The organism is Ureibacillus chungkukjangi (genome assembly GCF_044795995.1).
In the GTDB taxonomy this organism is placed as follows: domain Bacteria; phylum Bacillota; class Bacilli; order Bacillales_A; family Planococcaceae; genus Ureibacillus; species Ureibacillus chungkukjangi.
Window position 1 is genome coordinate 1,009,118 of the sequence record NZ_CP085009.1, and the last position, 23,139, is coordinate 1,032,256.

Sequence of the window (23,139 nt, forward strand, 5' to 3'; positions counted from 1 at the left end):
GTAAACGGGCGGTGGAAAAATGGTTACAGAAATATTAATAGAGATTGCTAGAGCATTTGGACGATTATTTATGAATCCAATCTTTTATATAGCAATCGTAATGGCTATCTATTTAGGCTATCGTCGAGTAAAAAGGGAAAGAAAGTTTTTCCATATTCGTATTTTGTGGGGATGGTCTGAAGCGATTGGGTTATTGAAGGAAGGCTTACTGATAGCACTATGTATTTCACTTCTTTCAATCAGTTTTGGATTAACATTACCAGTTCAATTTTTATATGTAGCGACGATTATTAGTTTTCTAGCATTGATTATTTACATTTTTCATCTTCTGTCGCCAATCATTATATTCACGGCAAGCTTAGTGACACTTTTCTTATTTAACTATTTTAATGTGTCGATTAATTTATTTGGTATAGAGTTAAATGGTGTGAATATGAATGAGGACGTAGCTGTAACAGCAGCTGTTTTAGCTGGATTGTTATTAGTTGCAGAAGGGATGCTAATTCGTAAATATGGTGCACAATATGCATCACCAATTGTAGAAAATTCAAAAAGAGGCTTAAAAGCAGTAGCCTTTTTAAGCAAGAAGATTTGGGTGCTACCGATATTTTTCGTTGTTCCAGGGAATGTCATTGATGCATATCTCCCATGGTGGCCGCAGTTTTCACTTGGGTCAAACCAATTTTCTCTAGTTTTATTCCCAATAATTATAGGCTTCCAGCAAATGACTCGACATACGTTGCCGGTATATTTATATCCTAAACTAGGTCGTGCCGTTGTGATTTTAGGAGAGTTAGTGGTTATTGGTGGGCTTGTTGCTTATTTTATTCCTATCGTAGGTTTTGCAATGTTACTAGTAGGGTTAGTTGCAAGAATCGGTATTTCTATTCGTTTTGTTATTCGTGAGCAAAAGGATGTCTATGCAGTTTCAGCAAAATCCAGTGGTGTTATGATAGCAGGAGTATTGCCAAATTCTCCAGCAGAAAAAATGGGCTTGGATGTTGGTGAAATCATACGAAAAGTTAATGGTATGGAAGTTCATAGTGAACGACAATTATATGAAGCATTACAAATTAATGCTGCCCATTGTCGCTTAGAGGTCCTCAACCATGAAAACGAAGTCCGATTAACCCAGCACGTTGTATATAACGGCGACCACCATCGCATTGGCTTGTTGGTGGCGGAATAAAAAAAGAGCGAGGACTTTTAATAGTCTTCGCTCTTTATTATGTTATAGGGGACTTAAACTGTCATTCTACTAAAGTTGATTCTCAGAAATCAAAACTCCACGAAAATAAAGGACATTTTACAATCAAAATGTCCTTCATATATTCTAAATAAATAACTGCAATATCGCCATCGTAATAACACCAACGATCACTGTTTTAGATAAGCTTTTCGTCCAGATGGCAACAAATAATGTCGGGATAAAGGCCGCTAAGTTGAGCCAATCAAAAGTAACGAATTTCCCTTCTGCTTCAAAAAGAGATTCTAGCACAAGAGCACTTAAAATACAGACTGGGATGTAGGCAAGCCAACGTAAAGCGACATCTGGTAATTGTATATTACGTACTAATATAAATGGAATAACTCGAGGTACCCAAGTGACAAGGGCACAGCCGAGCATTAACAAAAGCATAGGTAAGGAAATACTCATTTTTCAGTTGCCACCCCTATCGTTGCTACAATAATTGTTGCAATTAGTACGGCTAAATGACCTGGGAAAAAATATAATAATGCATATAACAAGATTGCCATCATTGCGATTAGCTTTAAGTAATGTAAGAGTTTGCTTTTCCCAATACCGTTTAGGTTAAGAACGAGTAAAGCCCCAAACATTGCTATTAAGGCAAAGTCTAATCCCCAATTTTCTGCATTAGGCAACCATTTTCCAATCAGTCCTCCTATTGTACAAGAAGCAATCCACGTAAGATAAGCTGTTAGATTTAAACCATCCATCCAATTGCCACCAAGCTGCTTCTCCTTCATCACCTTTGTAACGGCAACACCAAAGGTTTCATCGGTTAATAATGTTCCAAACCCAATGTTACGTAGTGGTGAATACCGTGTTAAATGAGGAGCAACCGTTAAAGACATAAGAAAATGACGTAAGTTCACAATGAAAGTCGTGATTATGATGACAGAAAACGGTGCTCCCGCTACATATAATCCACAAAAAATAAATTGTGCAGATCCTGCATAAACAAGTACAGATAATAAAAATATCTCTAAAACCGAAAGATTAGAAGTAATAGCAATGACACCGAAAGCTAAGCCGATACTTACATAGCCTAATAAGGTTGGGATACAGTCTTTAATCCCTTGAGAGAATGAGTCGCTTGTTAGTGCAGACTCACTATAATTTAAATGGGTACTCAATTTGTTTGACTCCTTTCTCAACAAAATTATTTCGATAGTTATCTAATAAAATATTAACATTAATAGACATATTCGTGTGAGGTAATCTAGTATTAAAATTAAATGGAACAATTTACAATCAAAATCGTTATTTATATTCGGATTGGTAAATTTACTTTAAATATCCATTCATCTATATTAAAATCATATAAAAAATAAGCGAATATCATTTTGAAAATCGAATAAATAGGGAATAGAGAGAGTAATAGATTTAAAAATAACCTCAAATTAACGGTTTAACTTTGGATAATGTTGCAAAAGATAGTAACAAATAAAACATTCAAAGTATGGACTGAATTAACAGTGTCAAATAAATTCGATTTAGCCAGTAAATTATAAAAAATATCATTCCTTAAAAGTCGGGGTGGAACATGTGAACGATTTTTTTACAGTTGAAAATATTGAAAACTTAGCAGCACATTATCGGACACTTGGACCGCTAATAGGTATTTTACTTCCTTTTATAGAAGCCTTTTTACCATTTCTTCCTTTAGTGGTTATTGTTGTGGCTAACGCTAGCTCCTATGGTTTATGGATAGGTTTTTTATTGTCGTGGATAGGAACGGTTCTAGGTTCTTATGTTGTTTTCTTACTTACACGGAGATTTGGAAAACATCCAAGACTCAAGGTTTTTATTGAAAAAGAAAAGGTTCAAAAATTGATCAAATGGGTTGATATGAGAGGGTTAAGTCCATTATTCATCCTACTTTGCTTCCCGTTCACACCATCAGTTCTAGTTAATATTGTAGCGGGTCTTTCTAATATTAAGAAAAAATATTATTTAATCGTTGTCATGGCAGGTAAGTTCATCATGATTGCCAGCATGAGTGTACTAGGCTACGACCTAAAGGCATTAATAACAGACCCTGTAAAGTTAATCATCGCAGGTGTAGGTATTTTCCTGCTTTGGATTGTTGGTAAAGGCATCGAAAAGCATTTAAACAAAAAAGTTGAGAAAGACTTAAAATCGGTTGCCAATAAAAAAAACATTAAAATGTCTGTAAAGAAGGAGCGGTTGTTATAAATCGCTCTTTTTTGATGGAAAAAAACTTTTAAGAAGTTAAGTAAATCGTGAAAATTTCATAAACGCATTGTTTTAAAAACGAACGTATATTCTGATATAATAGAAGATAATACACGGAAAAGAAAGAAGGGAACGTCATGTCGTTACGAGTGGTTAGTGGACGAGCCGGTACAGGGAAGTCTACATTCATACATCAGGAAATCGTAAAAGAGTTAAAGGAACAACCTTTAGGCTCCCAGATTTATTTAATCGTTCCTGACCAAATGTCTTACCAAGCAGAATACATGCTTACTAATCAGTATGATATAAAAGGGATTATTCGAGCACAGGTCATGACGTTTAAACGTTTAGCATGGCATATCCTGCAGGAGACTGGGGGAATTGCAAAAGAGCAAATCGATAAAATTGGTTATCGTATGCTCATCCGTCGCTTGCTAGCAGAAAATAAAGACCAGTTTTCGTTATTCCGCCAGGCAGCAGATAAGCGTGGGTTTACAAAAGAAATTGAGCAGCTTATTAAAGAGTTCAGTCAATATAACATCGATAGTCAGACCTTAGCCGAAACAATTGCTCAGTTAGAAGAGGCTGCTGCTCCTAATACACTCATCGCAAAGTCGAAGGATTTACAGCTGATTTTAACAAAGCTTGAAGAGGTACTAGGTGATAGCTTTATAGATAGTGAGGGATACTACCCGATTCTAATTGAACAATTGCAGAATTCAGAGAGAATTAGAGATGCACACATTTATATAGATGGTTTTACAGCCTTTACAGTTCGAGAGTTTGAAATCGTCAAACAATTAATGTCTTTAGCTAAAAGAGTGACGGTTGTGTTACCTTTTGAGGATCCAAACGATAAGTATGATGACCAAGCTGTCTTTTATCGACCTGCTGTAATGTACGATAAATTGCTACAAGAGGCATATAAATTTCAAATTGATGTCGAACCGCGTATTCATTTGGAAAATAATCATCGCTATCAAAATCATGATTTACAACATGTTGAAGAACAGTTCCATCAAGCAATTCCACAGCCAATTGTGGCAGAAGGATTTGTCCAAGTCATTGAAGGGGCAAACCGTAGAGCAGAAATTCATGCGATTGCCCGGGAAATATGTCGAATTGTCCAGGAAGAGGGAATACGGTATCGGGATATTGGGATTATGTATCGTCAAGCCGCTGTATATGACCCATTAATTCAAACGATTTTCGCCCAATATGATATCCCTCTTTTTACAAACGAAAAAAAGACGATGCTTCATCATCCATTAATTGAGTTTAGTCGTTCGATATTAGAAGTAATCTCATCAAATTGGCAGTATGAGCCCGTTTTCAGAAGCGTAAAAACGGATTTATTCTTTCCATTGAAAAGCGATTTGAAAGGGATGCGTGAAAAGGCGGATCTATTCGAAAACTTCGTTATTGCGCAAGGGATTTATGGCTATCGCTGGTTCGAGGATTCAAGGTGGTTTTATAAAAAATATCGTGGGCTGGAGTTTTATTCTAAAAAACAAACAGATGAAGAGATTCAAATGCAGAAGCTCATCGATGAAATGCGAGAAATCATCAAGGCTCCATTAGAGAAGCTTCAGGAGCAGCTAAAGGAAGCTGAAACTGGTAGAGAAATCGCCATTGCCTTATATAATTGTATCGACGATTTGAAGGTCTATGAGAAATTACAGGCCATAAAAAATACAGAATTGGAGGAGCATGATCTTCATGGTGCAAGTGAGCATGACCAAGCCTGGAACCGTTGGATTAATGTATTAGAACAATTTGCTCTTTTATTCGGTGATCAAAAGCTAACTCTTGAAGAGGCGGCCCAAATATTAGATGAAGGGTTTGATACACTTCATTTCTCAAAAATTCCACCTTCAGTTGATGAGGTAACGGTTTCAACAGTTGAATTTTCACGCTTTGACAATAAGAAAACAGTATTTGTTATTGGTGTGAATGATGGCGTCTATCCAATGCGAATGGATTATGAGGGATTGATTACTGATGTGGAGAGAGGTTGGTTTGCAGGAGCTGATATAGAGCTATCACCAACGTCGAAGCATCGTTTGCTACAGGAGGCATTTTTAATCTATCGTGCTTTTTCATCTCCTACAAATCGACTTTATGTAACATATGCTAGCTCAGATGAAGAAAGTAAAGCATTACTGCCTTCGCTCTACGTCAATCGTTTGCATAAGCTCTTTGAGGTGGGAGGCGTAAAAACCTTGCCTCATACGCGAGTTCTTAATGATCCGATTGAGGAATTGGAGCCAACAAATACGCTTTCTTATTTACAGCATCCGAGGACTTCCTTGGCTTATTTAATGATGCAATTACGTCAGGCCGAGTATACTCAAGAGCTAGCACCGGAATGGCTGGCTTTAAAATCATTTTATGAACAGGATGCTAATTGGAAGTATGTGCTTCAAGCGGTGATGCGACCATTAAAAAAGAAAAAGAATACAGAAAATCTAACACCGGAAATTACTGAAAACTTATATGGTACAGAATTAACCTCCAGTGTATCTCGTGTTGAAAAATTTTATCGCTGTCCTTTCTCTCATTTCACAACCTATGGCTTAAGACTCGAGGAACGAGCAGTTTATCGCCTTGAAAATTTTGCGATGGGTGATTTATTCCATGAAGCCTTAAAATGGATCACACTTGAAACAGAACGGTTAAACCTGCAATGGAATCGCTTATCGAAGGTGCAATGTAGTCAGCTTGCTCGCCAGGCTGTAGAGCATATCGTACCAGTATTTTCTCATCAAATCTTACTAAGCAGTGCACGTTATCGCTATATTCAAAGAAAGTTAATTCGAATCGTTGAAAGAACAATGATGGCACTTTCCCAGCATGCCAAAAATTCCTTTTTCAAACCAGTAGCAATTGAAGCGGCATTTGGACCAAATGAAAAGCTGCCACCTTTAGAAATTGATTTATCAGGTGGTAAAAAAATGCGCATCCAGGGGCGAATTGACCGAATTGATCGAGCGAAAATCGGGGACAAGTCCTATTTAAGAGTTATCGATTACAAATCCTCTAGCCGTGACTTGGATTTAAATGAGGTATACCACGGGATTTCACTACAGCTTCTAACGTATTTAGATGTAGCGGTTGAAAATTCTGAGTTATGGTTTGAAGGAGACGTCGATCCTGCTGGCGTACTTTATGTTCATGTGCATAATCCAATTTTAAAAATGGAGCAGGAAGTCGACGAAATGACCCTTGAGCTAGAGCGAATGAAAAAATATCGTATGAAGGGACTCCTAACAGAGAATGCAGAGTCATTAATTGCAATGGATGAGGAGCTAGAGCTTGGCGGTAGCTCAAATATCGTCCCTGTGTATTTAAAGAAGGACGGAACGACATCCTTATCTAAATCTCGTGTTGTGCAGCCAAGTGATATGGGACAAATCCAGCAATATGTCAGACACAAGCATAAAGTGGCAGGGGACGGCATTTTAAGTGGTGAAACGGGAATCAAGCCTTATCGCTTAAAGGGGAGGACAGCCTGTGACTACTGTAGCTTTAAATCTGTATGTCAATTTGACCCGACAGACCATGAGCAGCTCTATCACCAGCTACAGGCCGACAAAACAGATAATATTGTCTCTAAAATAAGAGAGGAGTTGAAAAACGATGGGTCTATCAATTCCTGAAAAAAAACCAGACGTAACATGGACTGACGAACAGTGGAAGGCGATTTGGGCTACAGGTCAGGATACTCTAGTTTCAGCAGCAGCGGGCTCTGGTAAAACAGCAGTACTTATAAATCGAATGATAGAAAAGGTAATCTCAAGCGAGAATCCTATAGATGTGGATGAACTCCTTGTTGTGACATTTACGAATGCCTCAGCAGCAGAAATGCGCCATCGTATGGCAGAGGCGTTAGAAAAAGAAATTGCCAAGGATCCTCGAAATCAGCATTTACGTCGCCAGCTAAGCTTAGTAAATAAAGCACAAATTTCTACCTTGCATTCATTTTGCTTAGCTATAGTTCGCCAATATGCCTATCTAATAGAAATCGATCCTGGTTTTCGAATTGCTAACGAAGGAGAATCCGCATTATTACGCGATGACGCCTTAGCAGAAGTATTAGAAGATGCCTATGATCAAGACGATGAAGCTAAATTAAATGCAGTGTATCGATTAGTGGATAGTTTTACATCTGATCGTGACGACCAAGCAATTGAAACACTCATCAATAAACTGTATGAGACGTCAAGAGTGCACCCAGAGCCAACAAAATGGTTACGTTCTTTATCTCTGCAATATGATTTGCCAGAAAATATTACAATTGATGAGCTTGCCTTTATCGAGCCATTGAAAAATTCCATAAGGTTCAGCTTAGAAGAGGCTCTTGCACACATTGAAGAAATGCGCCAGTATTCGTTAAAGCCGGATGGTCCAGCAGGCTATGGAGAAACGGCAATGCTAGATATGGCCATAATCGATGAAGCAAGACGGATTATTACCCATCATACTTGGCAGGAGGCATATGATTTTTTCAATACATTGAAGTGGCCGGGCATAGCAAGAATACCAAAGGATAGCTGTGATCCTGACCTAAAGGCAATGGGACAGAAAAAACGAGATCAAGCCAAAAAGATTGTAAATCAGCTGAAGGAATCGTTCTTCCTGAGAAAACCAGAGCGGCTGTTACAGGAAATTCGTTTAATGGCTCCGATTATTGATACATTGGTCGAGTTAACGGAGAGCTTTAGTGAGAAATTTAAATCAGCCAAGCTACAAAGAGGGCTAGTGGATTTTTCTGATTTAGAGCATTATGCTCTGGAAATTCTTACGGTAGAAGAGGATGGGAAGCTCCAGCCCTCCCCAGTAGCATTAGATTTTAAAGATAAGTTTAAAGAAGTGCTTGTCGATGAATATCAGGATACGAATATGCTTCAAGAGACGATTCTACAGTTGGTTAAAAGCGGTAGTGAATTCGATGGAAACTTATTTATGGTGGGTGACGTAAAACAGTCCATCTATCGATTCAGACTTGCTGAGCCAATGTTATTTTTAAATAAATATACGCAATTTGAGGAAGAACCAGTTTCTAATGGCTTGAAAATAGATCTGAATGCAAACTTCCGTAGTCGAAAAGAGGTATTGCACGGGACAAACTTTGTTTTTGAACAAATAATGGGTGAGACAGTTGGGGAAATCCACTACGACGAAAAGGCTGGACTTAAGCCAGGTGCTCCTTATAATGAAGTGGAAATGCCAATCGAACTGGCGATTATATATGAAGAAAACCCGGATGACTCATTGGAAGAAGCAGATGAAGACTTAGCCCCTGATATTGCCATGGAAGAGGAGCTTCAGAAGTCGCAAGCAGAAGCGCGGTTTATCATTAAACGAATCCGCGAGCTAATCGATAGTGGTGCAACGGTTTATGATGCAAAACAAAAGGACCCTGAAAAACGTGTTCGCCCAATGAAGTATAGCGATATTGTAATATTAATGCGTTCAATGACTTGGTCCAATGATTTAGTAGAAGAGTTTAAATCAGCAGGCATTCCTTTATATGCTGAGTCCTCAAAGGGCTATTTCGAGGCACTAGAAGTTATGGTCATGCTAAATGTCTTACAGGTAGTCGATAATCCTTACCAAGACATTCCTTTAGCTTCTATTCTAAGAGCTCCATTTGTTGGCTGTACCGAAAATGAATTGGCTAAAATTCGTTTAGTTAATCGTAAAGCTCCTTATTACGATGCTGTGAAACAATTTGTTGAAGAAGAGCATTCAGGTCTTGATACAAATACCGCTGAAAAATTACAACGTTTCTTAACTCAGCTAGAACATTGGAGAAATTTAGCACGTAGAGGCTCCTTGTCTGATTTAATTTGGAAAATTTATATCGATACGAATTATTATGAAATGGTTGGTGCCATGACTAATGGGAAACAACGTCAGGCAAATTTAAGAACCTTGCATGACCGCGCCCTTATGTATGAGAAAACTTCCTTCCGAGGGCTGTTCCGTTTCTTACGCTTCATCGATCGTATGCGTTCTCGAGGCGATGATTTGGGTGTAGCCAAGTCCATTGGGGAAAAGGATGATGTAGTACGACTCGTTACGATTCATTCCTCCAAAGGACTTGAGTATCCTGTCGTTTTTGTGGCTGGATTAGGACGTAGCTTCAATCAGATGGATTTTAATAATTCTTATTTGTTTGATCAGCAATTTGGGTTAGCTGTGAAGGCGATTGACCCAGATGATCGAATTATGTATACATCACTTCCATTTTTAGCGATGAAAGAGAAGAAGATACTTGAGTTAAAAGCAGAGGAAATGCGTGTTTTATATGTGGCCATGACAAGAGCAAAGGAAAGATTGATTCTAGTAGGTACTGTGAAGGATTGGGAGAAGGTCAATGCCAAGTGGGCAGAGGTACAGCATCTGCCAACAGAGGTAATGCTGCCAGAATTTTTACGTGCTCGCGCAAAAAATTACTTAGATTGGATCGGTCCTGCGGTAGCTAGACATGAATGCTTTATAGCTTTAAGTCAAGAAGAGTACAAACCGGTAGAAAATTCTTCTAAATGGCTGGTCACTCCTATTTCGAATACTTCCTTTATGAATGCATTGCAATCTGAAGAAGAGAGGGATTCGACAGAAGAGGTAGATCAAGAGGTAGATCAAGGATTGCTAGCTAAAATGCAACTCCAATATACTACACCATATGCTCATGCTAGTGCAGTATCGAAAAAGTCTAAAACAAGTGTTTCAGAGATTAAACGAATTGAAAGCTTGCAACGAGAGGAAGAACCAGAGACACAAATTATGCATTTGAAATCAGTTTCTGCGAAGAAAAGACCGCTATTTTTGCAGGAAAAGAAATTATCAGCAACTGAAATTGGTACGGTCGTTCACACAGTGATGCAGCATATACCTCAGGAAGGCTTCTCTACTATTGATGAAATAGGGGCGTACTTGAATGTATTGCTTGAAAGAAATTTACTAACAGAAGATGAAATTCAAGTGGTTGACCCCGAAAAGGTCAATCAATTCTTTTTAAGTAATATTGGGCAGCGTTTTACTCGTGCCAAGCAATTGCATCGAGAGGTTCCGTTTACTTTAAGTATTGAAGATGATGAGGGAGACTCACAGATAATTCAGGGGATTATTGACTGTTTAATTGAAGATGAGGATGGTAAGTGGATCCTGCTTGATTATAAAACAGACAAAATTCTCCCACAGTTTTCAGAGGAGCCCTATTTAACAAATGAAATGAAAAAACGCTATGGTGTTCAATTGAGGATTTACACAGAGGCAATCGAATCGATTTTACAGGTAAAGGTTGATGAAAAAATACTGTATTTATATAATGCAGAGGCAGAAATCCAACTAGATTAGCATTAAAGCATAAAAAGCCTATTAATTTTAACAGAATTAATGGGCTTTTTTTCGGAAAAAATGTTGGATAATCATGTAAAATAAAATTAACAAGTTATTATTTTTTTCAAAGAAAAGGAGAACCATAGTGAATTTTCAACCAACAGCTTTAAATGAGAGAGTTGACTCTCTAGATATTTTACGAGGATTTAGTTTATTTGGAATTCTACTAGTAAACATGTTCGGATTTTATCTACCACTGCCTCATATAGATTTAGGTAATTGGTTTACAGAAGCTAAGGATATTATTTGGCATCAAACCTTAGATATCTATGTACAAAGTAGCTTCTACCCACTATTTTCAATGTTATTCGGCTATGGGCTAGCCATGCAATTTATGAAGGCCGAAAAGACAGGTGCAAGCTTTTATAAATTTGCCCCAAAACGATTAATTATTTTATTAATAATTGGCTTATTCCACGCCTTTTTCATCTGGTGGGGAGATATTTTAACAATGTATGCATTTTGTGGTTTTATTCTTCTTCTCTTCCTGCGCTTTGGAAGTGGCTGGCTGCTAACATTTGGGATAGTCATTAATGGAATCATGCAGGTATTCTTCATTGGCATGTTTTCGCTTCTTAGCGTGGCTAATTTAGAGGTTGAGGAGCCGGCTGTCGATATTACAATGATTAACAATGCCTTATCTGCCTATGGAATTGGTAGCTGGACAGATGCTTTTCTACAAAGATTAGATGATTTAGCGCTTCAAATGGGGATAGTAATGTGGATTACCTCGTTGCTGACGATTTTACCATATATGCTAATCGGTGCAGCCTTCGCAAAATGGCGCTTAATCGAAAGAGGAAAGGAATTAAAAATTCTATGGATTAGCTTAACAGTTATTTGTTTAGCGCTGGGGCTTTTCATTAAGAGCACACCGTTTATTTATAATAGTACTTATCTATTAGATTATTTAAAAGTATATGTAGGTGGACCGATTCTTTCCATAGGCTATATTGGCGTGGTAGTTTGTCTATGTATGATTCCAGTAATGCCAAAGCTATTGAAGCCGTTAGCTAAAGCGGGAAGAATGTCATTAACGCTTTATATTATGCAATCGATTATTTGCACATTAATCTTCTATAATTTTGGGTTCGGGCTATATGGTGAAGTGGACGTTCAAATGGGAACTTATATAGCGATTGGTCTATTTGTAATTCAGGTCATTTTTGCAGAGCTTTGGTTTACCAAGTTTAAACAAGGCCCATTAGAGCTATTAGTAAAGAAATTAACTTATCGATAATCGTAGTGATTTAGAAAGATGGCAGAGTGGAATGTAATTTAAAATATTAATTTTATTTCACTAAATTGCTAAAAATTTCTTGTCGGAAAAGTGAGCAATTTCAGAAAATTTGATGTATGATGAAACTAATCTAGCATTTATTCGATATATTCTAAATATCGGAGAATGTGAAGACTACAAAGGAAAAAAGAAGGAGCCTTTATTTATGAAGATTTTATCGTTCAAATTAAATGGAGAAGTGAAATTCGGTCCGAAAGTAAAAAAAGAGGAAGCGGTTTGGGATGTACTAGCTATTCAAGAAGAGCTTAAAATTCTCCCTTCTTTTCCAAAACAGATTATTGATGGAATTACATTAGGTTTTGACTTTGTTGAACAAACGCGTAGATTAGTTGAAGCAGTAAAAAATACTGCAGAAGTTGATCAATATAAGCTTTCATTTTCTGAAATAGAGTGGTTATCACCAATTCCAAGAACACCAAAAAATATTTTATGTATCGGTAAAAATTATCAGGATCATGCTAAAGAAATGGGCGCTGATGCAGCACCTGTAGACTTAGTCGTATTCACAAAATCACCAACTTCGATTGCAGCTGATGAACAAGTTCTGCCAATCCATGAGGAAAAAACAAATTCTCTAGATTATGAAGGCGAGCTTGCTATTGTAATAGGAAAGAAAGGGAAGGATATTCCGAAAAAGCTAGCCTATGACTATATTTTTGGCTATACAATCGCCAATGATATTACAGCACGTGATCTTCAAGATCGTCATAAACAATTTTTCTTAGGTAAAAGCTTAGAAGGCTCTTGTCCAATAGGTCCATATATCGTTTCAAAAGATGAAATTACTGATCCGCAAAATTTAACTGTTGTTACTAAAGTAAACGGGGAAGTGCGACAAAACGGCTCTACAAAAGATATGGTATTCCCTATCGACGAGTTAGTTTCTACTCTATCTCGCTATGTAACGCTTGAGCCAGGTGACATCATTCTAACAGGTACACCTGCTGGGGTTGGTAAAGGGATGAATCCGCCAACTTTCTTAAAGGCTGGAGATCTAGTAAAGGTTTCAATTCAGGGAATTGGAACACTTTCCAATCGATTTGAATAAAAATTCTTAATTTGTCTAGTAAATTGCCCTTCAAATCTTAAAAAATAGTTTTAAATTTGTACATTAAAGTAAATAGAGCCTAATATATTTGAATACCCGAACATGCATATGGTAGGATATTGCTGACAAAGAAAAATAAGGTGGGAACAAGATGGACTTTTTAACAGGCTCAACACACTTACACATTACCACTTGGGTAGTTGCTTTAATACTATTTTTCGTGGCAGCAGTAGCTTCAAAATCTAAAGGTATTCATATGGCATTACGTTTGTTCTATATTCTTGTCATCATTACTGGTGGGGCACTATTCATTGAAGCAATGGATTTTGGACAAGGCATGCTTTACGGCATTAAATTCCTATTAGGTATTTTAGTAATCGGAATGATGGAAATGGTTTTAGTACGTCAAGCTAAAAACAAACCAACTACAATGTTCTGGGTACTATTTGCAATTTCTTTATTTGCTATATTGTATATGGGCTTTGCATTACAAATGGGTTTTAATTTCTTAGCTTAATAATCTCGAGAATCGCAGAGTGCTTTTGCACTTTGCGATTTTTTTTGGTTGTAACTTGAAATGGGTAGGGGAGATTGGAAAGGGGCGGTTTTGAGACAATGTTGCGCTGAACGAGTAGTGAAATGAAACATATGCATCGTAGTAAGCCGAAGTTTGCTACGGTTCTAGTTGTTAGTGTTGGTAGAGTGTAGCAATAAGCCGATAATTGCTACCATCTAAGCAAGTGTAGCCAACGAAACGTAGCAAAACGAGAAACATTACTACCATCCAAGCAGGTTTAGCTCTTGAAACGTAGCAAAAAAGGAAACATTGCTACGATCCAAGCAAGTGTAACTCACGAAACGTAGCAAAACGAGAAGGATTGCTACCATCGAAGCAAGTGTAGCTCACGAAACGTAGTAAAACGAGAAACATTGCTACGATCCAAGGAGGTGTAGCTCTTGAAACGTAGCAAAAAGGGAAACATTGCTACGATCCAAGCAAGTGTAGCCCCAGAAACGTAGCAAAAGGAGAAACATTGATACCATCCAAGCTAGTATAGCCGCAGAAACGTAGCAAAAGGAGAAACATTGCTACCATCGAAGCAAGTGTAGCTCACGAATCGTAGTAAAACGAGAAACATTGCTACGATCCAAGGAGGTGTAGCTCTTGAAACGTAGCAAAAAGGGAAACATTGCTACGATCCAAGCAAGTGTAGCCCCAGAACCGTAGCAAAAGGAGAAACATTGATACCATCCAAGCAGGTGTAGCTCTTGAAACGTAGCAAAAAAGGAAACATTGCTACGATCCAAGCAAGTGTAGCCCCAGAAACGTAGCAAAAGGAGAAACATTGCTACCATTCAAGCAAGTGTAGCCGCAGAAACGTAGCAAAAAAGGAAACATTGACTGATCCAAGCAAGTGTAGCCAACGAAACGTAGCAAAACGAGAAACATTGCTACGATCCAAGCAGGTGTAACTCTTGAAACGTAGCAAAAAAGGAAACATTGCTACGATCCAAGCAAGTGTAACTCACGAAACGTAGCAAAACGAGAAGGATTGCTACCATCGAAGCAAGTGTAGCTCACGAAACGTAGCAAAAGGAGAAACATTGCTACCATCCAAGTTAGTATAGCCACAGAAACATAGTAAAACGAGAAACATTGCTACGATCCAAGCAAGTGTAGCTCACGAAACGTAGCAAAACGAGAAACATTGCTACGATCCAAGCAGGTGTAACTCTTGAAACGTAGCAAAAAAGGAAACATTGCTACCATCCAAGCAAGTGTAGCCCACGAATCGTAGTAAAACGAGAAAGATTGCTACGATCCAAGCAAGTGTAGCCCCAGAAACGTAGCAAAACGAGAAACATTGCTACGATCCAAGCGGGTGTAGCTCTTGAAACGTAGCAAAACGAGAAACATTGCTACCATTCAAGCTCCTAATCCCCCGCAACCATCGCAATAAGCCATACTTACTGTACAACCATCCAATCTCCTGAACATCCCATCGCGCTGATTCTTCCTCAAAACACGCCTCAGTACAAAACTCCCATCAACTCCACACTGAATCAATTAAATCCCCTGTATTATACTCATCGGTGTTACCGAAACTAAACTTCATACACGAGGCAACTCAGCATCATAGTGACACGTTCACGTTTTTGTCGCATTTTCCAATGTAAATTCCTGATTTCCTAGTAAAAGATAGCAGAAGGTCTTTTCTTTTTGGTAAAATGGCGATGATATGTCTTCACTTCATTCAATTTTTAAGAGCATTGGATGAGGTTAGAGCCTGGCAATTACAGATGTAAAATGCAGGCGGATTTGATAGGAGAGGGATAATTTTGAAATTCACAAAATGGATAAGTGTCACAGTGGCGTCAGCATTAGTTGCTGCATCATTTTCTTTAACGACAGTTGCAGATGCACAAGAAACAAAAACGATTGCAGATGAAACGATATATGATTTATTGGTAGACCGTTATTTTAACTCGACTGCAGAAAATGATTACAATACAGATCCTAAGGATATTACACAATTTGCAGGTGGTGACTTCGGCGGGTTAATTGACAAATTTTCATTAATCACAGATATGGGCTATAGTATTGTCTCGCTTGGCTCTGTTTTCAAAACAGAAAAATATGATGGGTCAATGGTTACTAGCTATGAAGAAATCGAACCTCATTTTGGTACAGCAGAAGAGCTGACAAATGTTATTAATACATATGCTAAAAGCAATGTAAAGGTAATGGTTGATTTCCCTCTAACAAATGTCAGTGAGAATCATGAATGGGCTCAGGATCCAGCAAAGGCTGAATGGATTACAGGTTCCTCTGATGGTAAAGTACAGTGGGATTTGGAAAATGAAGACGTTCAGCAAGCCTTAGTTAATTCGGTAGTAGACTTTGTTACTTCTTATAAATTTGGTGGCGTTCGCTTAACTAATCTTGGTAACGCTGACACGGAATTTATAAATGAATTGATTTCTGCTATTAAAGAAGTGAATGAGAAGCTTTACGTAATCTCTAATGAAGAAAGTGATGCGAATTTTGATGCTAATTATTACTCAGAAACGACAGAAGCTTTCCGTAATGTTTACAAAAATGTAAACGAAGATTCATCTAATCTTTTAACGAATATTGAACCTTACGTGAACGGGGAAGAAGCGCCAACCCAGTTAATGCTTGATAATGTCTTCACTGACCGTTTTACATTAACAGTAGAAGCTTACCCGCCAACTAGAACAAGACTAGGAATTGTCGCAACATTACTTTTACCAGGTGTTCCTGTAACACAATACGGAACAGAGCTTATTATGAACGGTGAAGCTGGAGCAGAGGCACATCAGCTTTATAACTTCAAAACAGATGAAGAAATGATAGATTTTATCGGAAATGTTCAAACCTTACGTTCACAATCTGAAACTTTAAGAGATGGTGCATACAAATTACTGAAAAATGACAGTGGGTTTTTAGTTTTTGAGCGTTATTCTGATACAGAAAGATGGATTGTTGTCATTAATAACACTGGGCAAACAACTCGATTTGATATATCAGAAGAAGAAATTGGTACTGGGAAAGAGCTTCGTGCCATGTTAGACAATGATACGATTCGTATGACTAAAAATGGCACTTACCCTATTGTACTAGATCGAGAAATCGTCGAAATTTTCCAGGTTACGGAAGAAAAGGGGATAAATAAAGGCTATCTAGCAGCTTTAGCAGTTGTTTATTTATTATTTATTGCTTTTATAATTGCCATTATTAAACGTGGTAAAAAAAGAAAATCTGAACAGCAATAGATAAAAAAGGTAAAATTACTCCGGTAATTTTACCTTTTTTAATATTATGTTAAAAAAACTTCTATCGAATTTTCTCGTAATAATGTGTCATTAGCAACGCTTTTAACTCAATTTTTAGTTATTTCTGAAAAATAAAATTAAATTATATTGACTTCAATTGTTACAGGAATATATAATTTATTGCAAGAATACAAAAAAGATTAAGAATAATTGGTAGGTTTCAATAATTTGAAAAATTTGCATAGTAGATTCGAATGTAGTATTCAAATTAAAGTCAACATGATTGCTAGAAAGGAGAGTTAAATTGAAAGGTAACGAACTTTTAAAGATTAATAACTTACATACTGGATTTCGAATTAAAGATGCATTTTACGATGCAGTGGATGGTGTTTCATTAACAGTAAAGAAAAATGAAATACTTGCTATCGTAGGTGAATCTGGATGTGGTAAAAGTACACTTGCAACATCCATTATTGGTCTATATGACCAGAATAAGACTCAGGTTCAAGGCGAGATTTTATTTGATAACAAAAATTTAGCAACATTATCAGAAGAGGATATGAACGATATTCGAGGTTTTCAAATTAGTATGATTTTCCAAGATCCTCTATCGGCACTGAATCCACTTATGCGAATTGGAGAGCAAATCGAAGAGGGTTTAATCTATCATACTACTTTAAACAAAACTGAAAGAGATGCTAGAGTATTAGAATTATTAAACCAAGTTGGGATTCGTAATCCTGAGCGTGTCGCAAGACAGTTCCCACACCAATTATCTGGTGGGATGAGACAAAGGGTTATTATTGCAATTGCGATAGCGTGTAAACCACAAATTATTATTGCAGATGAACCTACTACAGCATTGGATGTAACAATTCAAGCACAAATTTTAGACTTATTAATTGATTTACAGGCTGAAACTGAAGCAGGAATTATATTAATTACCCATGACCTAGGTGTAGTTGCTGAAGTAGCAGACCGCGTAGCAGTTATGTATGCAGGAGAAATTATTGAAGAGGCAAGTGTAGAAGAATTGTTTGAAAATCCTAAACACCCTTATACACGTTCTTTATTTAACTCAATTCCTCAGATGAACTCTAAATCAGATCGTTTAAATGTAATAGAAGGTATTGTTCCTTCATTAATGAATCTTCCACGATCTGGCTGCCGTTTCTCTTCTCGTGTCCCTTGGATATCAGGAGATGCACATGAGGAAAATCCAGAACTTCATGAAATTTCACCAGGACATTTTGTTCGCTGTACATGCTGGAAAGAGTTTCAGTTTAAAACGGATAAAGGGGGCGGGACACATGAGCTTTATGCAAATAAATGATTTAAAAGTTCACTATCCTGTTCGCGGCGGATTCTTTAATACTGTTATTGATCAAGTTCTTGCAGTTGACGGTATCACAATGGAATTTGAAAGAGGAAAAGCATATGGATTAGTTGGTGAATCTGGATGTGGCAAATCCACAACTGGGAAAGCTTTAATTGGCCTTGAAAAAATTACAAATGGAAGCATTATTTATGAAGGCGAAAACGTTACGAATAAAAGAAGAAGTCGAAAATCTTCATTTAATCGTGATGTACAAATGATTTTCCAGGATGCACATTCAAGCTTAAACCCTCGTAAACGAGTAAAGGATATTATTGCAGAACCGATTCGTAATTTCTTAAGCCTTACTCCAAAAGAGGAAGAACGTAAAATAAGTGAATTACTTGAGATTGTCGGGATGCCTGAAGATGCAAAGTTTAAATATCCTCATGAATTCTCAGGAGGACAAAAGCAGCGTTTAGGGATTGCCCGTGCGATTGCAACAAATCCAAAGCTAATCATTGCGGACGAGCCAGTTTCAGCCCTTGACTTATCTGTACAAGCACAAGTATTAAACTTTATGAAGGATATTCAAAACGAATTTGGTTTAAGCTATTTATTTATATCCCACGATTTGGGTGTTGTTAAACATATGTGTGATCACATTTCTATCATGTACAAAGGTAGATTTGTAGAAACGGGTTCTAAAGAGGATATTTATACAAACCCACAACATATCTATACGAAACGTTTACTTTCTGCTATTCCAGAAGTATCACCTATTGGTAGAGAAGAAAGAAAACGTGAAAGAATCCGAGTAGAGCAACATTATCAAGCAGAGCATAAAAACTATTTTGATGAAAATGAACGTGTATTTGACTTATTACCAGTCACAAACACTCATTATGTAGCGGCTACTTCACAAGTGAAGGAGGTCTTGTAGAGATGTGGAAAACAATCGTAAGAAGATTTCTAATAATGATTCCTCAATTGTTTGTATTAAGTATAATCATCTTTATACTAGCAAAAAACATGCCTGGTGATCCATTTACAGGTTTAATCACACCTCAAACAGATCCTGCACGAATTGCAGAGCTGACTGAAAAAGCGGGATTAAACGATCCAATCCATATGCAGTATCTTCGTTGGATGGGGAATGCCTTCCAGGGTGATTTTGGTCTAAGTTATACGTATAAACGCGATGTTGGTGCGTTAATAGGTGAACGTGCATTAAATACGTTCTGGCTTTCTTTACTAAGTGTTATATTGCTTTATGCTCTTGCTATCCCATTAGGAATTTTAGCGGGTAGATATCAGAACTCTCGTTTAGATAAAACAATTGTACTGTATAGCTTTGTTACATATGCAATACCTACATTTGTTTTAGCGCTAGTATTCCTATTCTTATTTGGATATCAACTACGCTGGTTCCCTACAAGTGGTAGTGTTGATATAAAAATGCAGGCTGGTACATTGGCTTATTATTGGGATCGATTCTATCATATCCTTCTACCGTCAATTACTTATGCTATTTTAGGAACAACAGGTATTATTCAATACTTACGTTCTGAAATTATCGATGCAAAATCAATGGATTACGTTCGTACTGCTCGTAGTAAAGGGATTCCGATGCGAAAAGTTTATTCAAAACATATTTTCCGTAACTCCTTACTACCAATCGCAGCGTTCTTAGGATTTACGATTACTGGATTACTAGGTGGATCAATCTTTATTGAAACAATTTTCGGTTACCCTGGTATGGGACAACTATTTGTAAGCTCAATTTCTTCACGTGATTACAGTGTAATTACAGCATTAGTTATGTTATTTGGCTTCTTAGCCCTTTTAGGTAGTCTATTATCCGATATCATTATGAGTATTGTCGACCCACGTATTAGGATTGAATAGGCGACACTAAAAAGTTAAGGAGGATTTAATATGGCAAAGAAAAATAAAGAAATTAGTAATGTTAATCACGTAAACTCTCCTCCTACTGGATTACAAGTAATTTTTAGAGAGTTTATGAAAGATAAATTAGCAATGTTTTCACTCGTAGTTTTAGTAGCAGTAATTATAGGTATTTTCTTTTGGGCATATTTCATGATTGATCAGCAGCAGTTGATGCGTGTAAGCTTACGAGATAAATTTGGTGCTCCAGGTGAAAAATTCTTACTTGGTGCCGATGAGGGTGGTAAAGATATCATCGGACAAATTATTGTAGGTGCCAAAAACTCAATGTTAATTGCGATTTCAATTACTTTAATAACAGGTATATTTGGAATTTTAGTTGGACTATTATGTGGTTACTTTGGTGGATGGATTGATAATATGTTCATGCGAATTATTGATTTCTTTATCACTATTCCAAGTTTAATGTTAATCATTGTGTTCATCACAGTAGTACCAAAATATACTGTTGGAGCTTTCATTTTAATAATGAGCTTGTTCTTATGGACAAGTACTGCTCGTCTGGTACGTTCGAAAGCCTTATCTGAAAGTAGACGAGACTATGTACATGCATCTAAGACTCTCGGAACGAATGATTTTGTCATCATTGTACGAGAGATACTGCCAAACTTAAGTTCTATAATCATTGTTGAAATGACGTTAAACTTTGCAGGGAATGTTGGTATTGAAACAGGTCTTTCATATTTAGGATTTGGGCTTCCACTTTCAACACCGTCATTAGGAACATTGGTTAGTAATGCCAATAATCCTCTAGTATTACAACAATATTGGTGGGTTTGGTTACCTGCATCATTATTTATCTTATTTATGATGTTAGGAATCAACTATGTAGGTCAAGCATTACGTAGAGCAGCAGACTCTCGTCAACGCTTAGGGTAAGAGACATTTTTTTAGGTAGAAATATCTGAAGATTTCATGTTTTTAAATTAGTTAGTTAAATGCGGTACCACCATATTTACACAAATTTAAAGTAAATATGTTATATAAATAAATCTTATTAGGTACAAAAAGAAAAGGGAGGAAAAGCAATGAAGAAATCTAAATGGTTATTATTTGCAGCACTATTTTCATTATTGCTAGTTCTAGCAGCTTGTAGTGGGAAAGAAGAAGGTACTACAACTGAAGAGCCAGCTGAAGGTGCTGAAGAAACAACTGAAGGTTCGGAAGAGCTATTTGAAGTTTCTGTTACAAACGAAGGTGAAGCTATTGAAGGTGGTACACTTCAAGTTGCTATGGTTAAAGATGAGCCATTCCAGGGGATCTTCAACTGGGAACTTTATGAAGATGCATATGACGCTGATTTAATGGAATGGGCTTCAAATGCACTTTTTGAAACTGATGGAGACTTCATGCTTACTGATGAAGGTATCGCATCATTAGAAGTTGACCAAGAAAACAATAAAGCAACTGTAAAAATTCGTGAAGGCGTTAAATGGTCTGACGGTACGCCGTTAACTATTGAAGACGTGATTTTACCTTACCATATTATTGGACACAAAGATTATACGGGTGTACGTTATGATACTCAATTCCAAAACATTATTGGTGCTGAAGAATATCATGCAGGTACTGCTGAAACAATCTCAGGTCTAAAGAAAATTGATGATTTAACATTAGAAATCAGCTTTAAACAATTATCACCATCTATTTTCTACGGTGGTGACGGTCTTTGGACTTACGCAGCTCCAGTTCATCAAATCGGTGAAATTCCTGTAGCTGAATTAATCGAGTCTGATGCAGTTCGTAAAAACCCAATCACATTAGGTGCATTCAAAATTGACAAAATTGTACCAGGTGAATCAGTATCATTCGTTAAAAATGAACACTACTGGAAAGGTGAACCAAAACTTGACGGCGTTATCGTAAAAGTGGTTCCATCAAGCTCTATTTCTGTAGCAATCGCTTCTGGGGATTATGATTTAATTCGAAGCTTCAATGCAACAAAAATGGCAGAAATTAAAGACTTAGAAAACATTACTATCCTAGGACGTCCAGAGCTTTACTATTCTTATGTTGGTTTCAAAGTAGGTAAATTCGACACTGAACAAGGTAAAGTTATTACAGATTTAGAAAACACTAAAATGGGTAACCAACAATTACGACAAGCTATGGGTTACGCTTTAGATATCGAACAAGTATCTGAAGTATTCTATGAAAACTTACGTGAGCGTGCAAATTCTTTAATTCCACCAGTATTCCAATCATTCTACGATGGTGAATTAGCTGGTTACACTTATGATCCAGAAAAAGCTGAAGCTTTATTAGAAGAAGCTGGTTATGTGGATGTTGATGGTGACGGTTTACGTGAAGATCCAAACGGTGAAAAATTAGAAATTAAATTAGCAGCTATGTCTGGTGATGCGACTCAAGAAGAAATTATCGCATTCTATCTACAAAATTGGGCTGATGTTGGCTTAAATGTTACATTATCAACTGGTCGTTTAATCGAATTCAACGCATTCTATGATATGGTTGAAGCTGATGACCCAGAAATCGATATGTTCATGGGTGCTTGGGGAACTGGTACTAACCCATCTCCATCAGGCTTATATGGAGAAGTTGATGCGTTTAACTTCAGCCGTTACACATCAGAAGAATTACAATCTGCTATTACAGCAATCGATTCTCCAGAAGCATTTGATACTGACTTCCGTGCAGAGCAGTTCAAAATCTTCCAACAGCATATTGAGGAAGTTGCAACAACAATTCCAATGCAATTCCGTTATGAAATCTTCCCAGTCAATAAACGTGTGAAAAACTACAATATTGACTATGCAGATGCAACAGAAGTTCATGAAATTGAATTAGTAGCTGACGAGCCAGTAGCTAACTAATTACTAAAAATGATGAATCCAGGAGTG

At 37.1% G+C, this 23,139-nt stretch carries 15 protein-coding genes; 13 read left to right on the forward strand and 2 right to left on the reverse strand.

Annotated elements, in window-relative coordinates:
- Positions 1-19: 19 nt before the first annotated feature.
- Entirely contained in the window at positions 20-1,189 is a 1,170-nt protein-coding gene (locus LG296_RS05035) for a PDZ domain-containing protein (RefSeq protein WP_404427593.1), read from the forward strand.
- Between the two features lie 144 nt (positions 1,190-1,333).
- On the opposite strand, the gene LG296_RS05040 is transcribed toward LG296_RS05035, so the two are convergent.
- Together LG296_RS05040 and LG296_RS05045 are read right to left on the reverse strand one after the other, a co-directional pair.
- The gene (locus tag LG296_RS05040; protein WP_251396795.1) at positions 1,334-1,657 is read right to left on the reverse strand and encodes an AzlD domain-containing protein; all 324 of its coding nucleotides are present in this window, start codon (positions 1,655-1,657) and stop codon (positions 1,334-1,336) included.
- Positions 1,654-2,379 (reverse strand): AzlC family ABC transporter permease, encoded by a 726-nt coding sequence (locus LG296_RS05045; protein WP_251396797.1) that lies wholly within the window; start codon positions 2,377-2,379, stop codon positions 1,654-1,656. The genes LG296_RS05040 and LG296_RS05045 overlap by 4 nt, the downstream gene beginning before the upstream one ends.
- 412 nt (positions 2,380-2,791) lie before the next feature.
- Here LG296_RS05045 and LG296_RS05050 point away from each other — a divergent pair, with 412 nt between their 5' ends.
- The 12 genes from LG296_RS05050 to LG296_RS05105 all read left to right on the forward strand — a co-directional run bounded on the left by LG296_RS05050 (position 2,792) and on the right by LG296_RS05105 (position 23,112).
- Entirely contained in the window at positions 2,792-3,442 is a 651-nt protein-coding gene (locus LG296_RS05050; protein ID WP_107932726.1) for a TVP38/TMEM64 family protein, read from the forward strand.
- Between the two features lie 137 nt (positions 3,443-3,579).
- Positions 3,580-7,101 (forward strand): helicase-exonuclease AddAB subunit AddB, encoded by a 3,522-nt coding sequence (gene addB / locus LG296_RS05055; RefSeq protein WP_404427594.1) that lies wholly within the window; start codon positions 3,580-3,582, stop codon positions 7,099-7,101.
- On the forward strand, positions 7,082-10,807 hold the full coding sequence (addA, locus tag LG296_RS05060) for a helicase-exonuclease AddAB subunit AddA (RefSeq protein WP_404427595.1): 3,726 nt from the start codon (positions 7,082-7,084) through the stop codon (positions 10,805-10,807). Before addB ends, addA begins: the two co-directional genes overlap by 20 nt.
- A gap of 127 nt (positions 10,808-10,934) precedes the next feature.
- Complete coding sequence (locus LG296_RS05065) at positions 10,935-12,089, forward strand: DUF418 domain-containing protein (protein WP_251396804.1); 1,155 nt, start codon at positions 10,935-10,937, stop codon at positions 12,087-12,089.
- 205 nt (positions 12,090-12,294) lie between these two features.
- Positions 12,295-13,197, forward strand: a complete 903-nt coding sequence (locus LG296_RS05070; RefSeq protein WP_404427967.1) for a fumarylacetoacetate hydrolase family protein — start codon at positions 12,295-12,297, stop codon at positions 13,195-13,197.
- A 151-nt stretch (positions 13,198-13,348) separates the two neighbouring features.
- Entirely contained in the window at positions 13,349-13,714 is a 366-nt protein-coding gene (locus LG296_RS05075) for a YisL family protein (RefSeq protein ID WP_404427596.1), read from the forward strand.
- A 1,823-nt stretch (positions 13,715-15,537) separates the two neighbouring features.
- Positions 15,538-16,995, forward strand: coding sequence for an alpha-amylase family glycosyl hydrolase (locus LG296_RS05080; RefSeq protein WP_251396810.1), 1,458 nt, complete (start codon positions 15,538-15,540; stop codon positions 16,993-16,995).
- 304 nt (positions 16,996-17,299) lie between these two features.
- Positions 17,300-18,328 (forward strand): ABC transporter ATP-binding protein, encoded by a 1,029-nt coding sequence (locus LG296_RS05085; RefSeq protein ID WP_404427597.1) that lies wholly within the window; start codon positions 17,300-17,302, stop codon positions 18,326-18,328.
- Positions 18,306-19,253 carry an ATP-binding cassette domain-containing protein gene (locus tag LG296_RS05090; protein ID WP_251396815.1) on the forward strand — a complete coding sequence of 316 codons (948 nt, stop codon included), beginning with the start codon at positions 18,306-18,308 and terminating at the stop codon, positions 19,251-19,253. The genes LG296_RS05085 and LG296_RS05090 overlap by 23 nt, the downstream gene beginning before the upstream one ends.
- A gap of 2 nt (positions 19,254-19,255) precedes the next feature.
- Positions 19,256-20,218: an oligopeptide ABC transporter permease gene (gene opp4B / locus LG296_RS05095; RefSeq protein ID WP_251396818.1), complete on the forward strand. Its 963-nt coding sequence runs from the start codon at positions 19,256-19,258 to the stop codon at positions 20,216-20,218.
- Between the two features lie 30 nt (positions 20,219-20,248).
- Positions 20,249-21,157, forward strand: a complete 909-nt coding sequence (locus tag LG296_RS05100) for an ABC transporter permease (RefSeq protein WP_251396820.1) — start codon at positions 20,249-20,251, stop codon at positions 21,155-21,157.
- 149 nt (positions 21,158-21,306) lie between these two features.
- Positions 21,307-23,112: an oligopeptide ABC transporter substrate-binding protein gene (locus LG296_RS05105; RefSeq protein WP_404427598.1), complete on the forward strand. Its 1,806-nt coding sequence runs from the start codon at positions 21,307-21,309 to the stop codon at positions 23,110-23,112.
- The last annotated feature ends 27 nt before the right edge of the window (positions 23,113-23,139 follow it).

Excerpts from the sequence above, each read along its gene's own strand:
- LG296_RS05105 (WP_404427598.1), top strand. The coding sequence starts at position 21,307 with ATGAAGAAATCTAAATGGTTATTATTTGCAGCACTATTTTCATTATTG.
- LG296_RS05075 (WP_404427596.1), top strand. The coding sequence starts at position 13,349 with ATGGACTTTTTAACAGGCTCAACACACTTACACATTACCACTTGGGTA.
- LG296_RS05040 (WP_251396795.1), bottom strand. The coding sequence starts at position 1,657 with ATGAGTATTTCCTTACCTATGCTTTTGTTAATGCTCGGCTGTGCCCTT.
- LG296_RS05070 (WP_404427967.1), top strand. The coding sequence starts at position 12,295 with ATGAAGATTTTATCGTTCAAATTAAATGGAGAAGTGAAATTCGGTCCG.
- LG296_RS05090 (WP_251396815.1), top strand. The coding sequence starts at position 18,306 with ATGAGCTTTATGCAAATAAATGATTTAAAAGTTCACTATCCTGTTCGC.
- addA (WP_404427595.1), top strand. The coding sequence starts at position 7,082 with ATGGGTCTATCAATTCCTGAAAAAAAACCAGACGTAACATGGACTGAC.
- opp4B (WP_251396818.1), top strand. The coding sequence starts at position 19,256 with ATGTGGAAAACAATCGTAAGAAGATTTCTAATAATGATTCCTCAATTG.
- addB (WP_404427594.1), top strand. The coding sequence starts at position 3,580 with ATGTCGTTACGAGTGGTTAGTGGACGAGCCGGTACAGGGAAGTCTACA.
- LG296_RS05100 (WP_251396820.1), top strand. The coding sequence starts at position 20,249 with ATGGCAAAGAAAAATAAAGAAATTAGTAATGTTAATCACGTAAACTCT.
- LG296_RS05035 (WP_404427593.1), top strand. The coding sequence starts at position 20 with ATGGTTACAGAAATATTAATAGAGATTGCTAGAGCATTTGGACGATTA.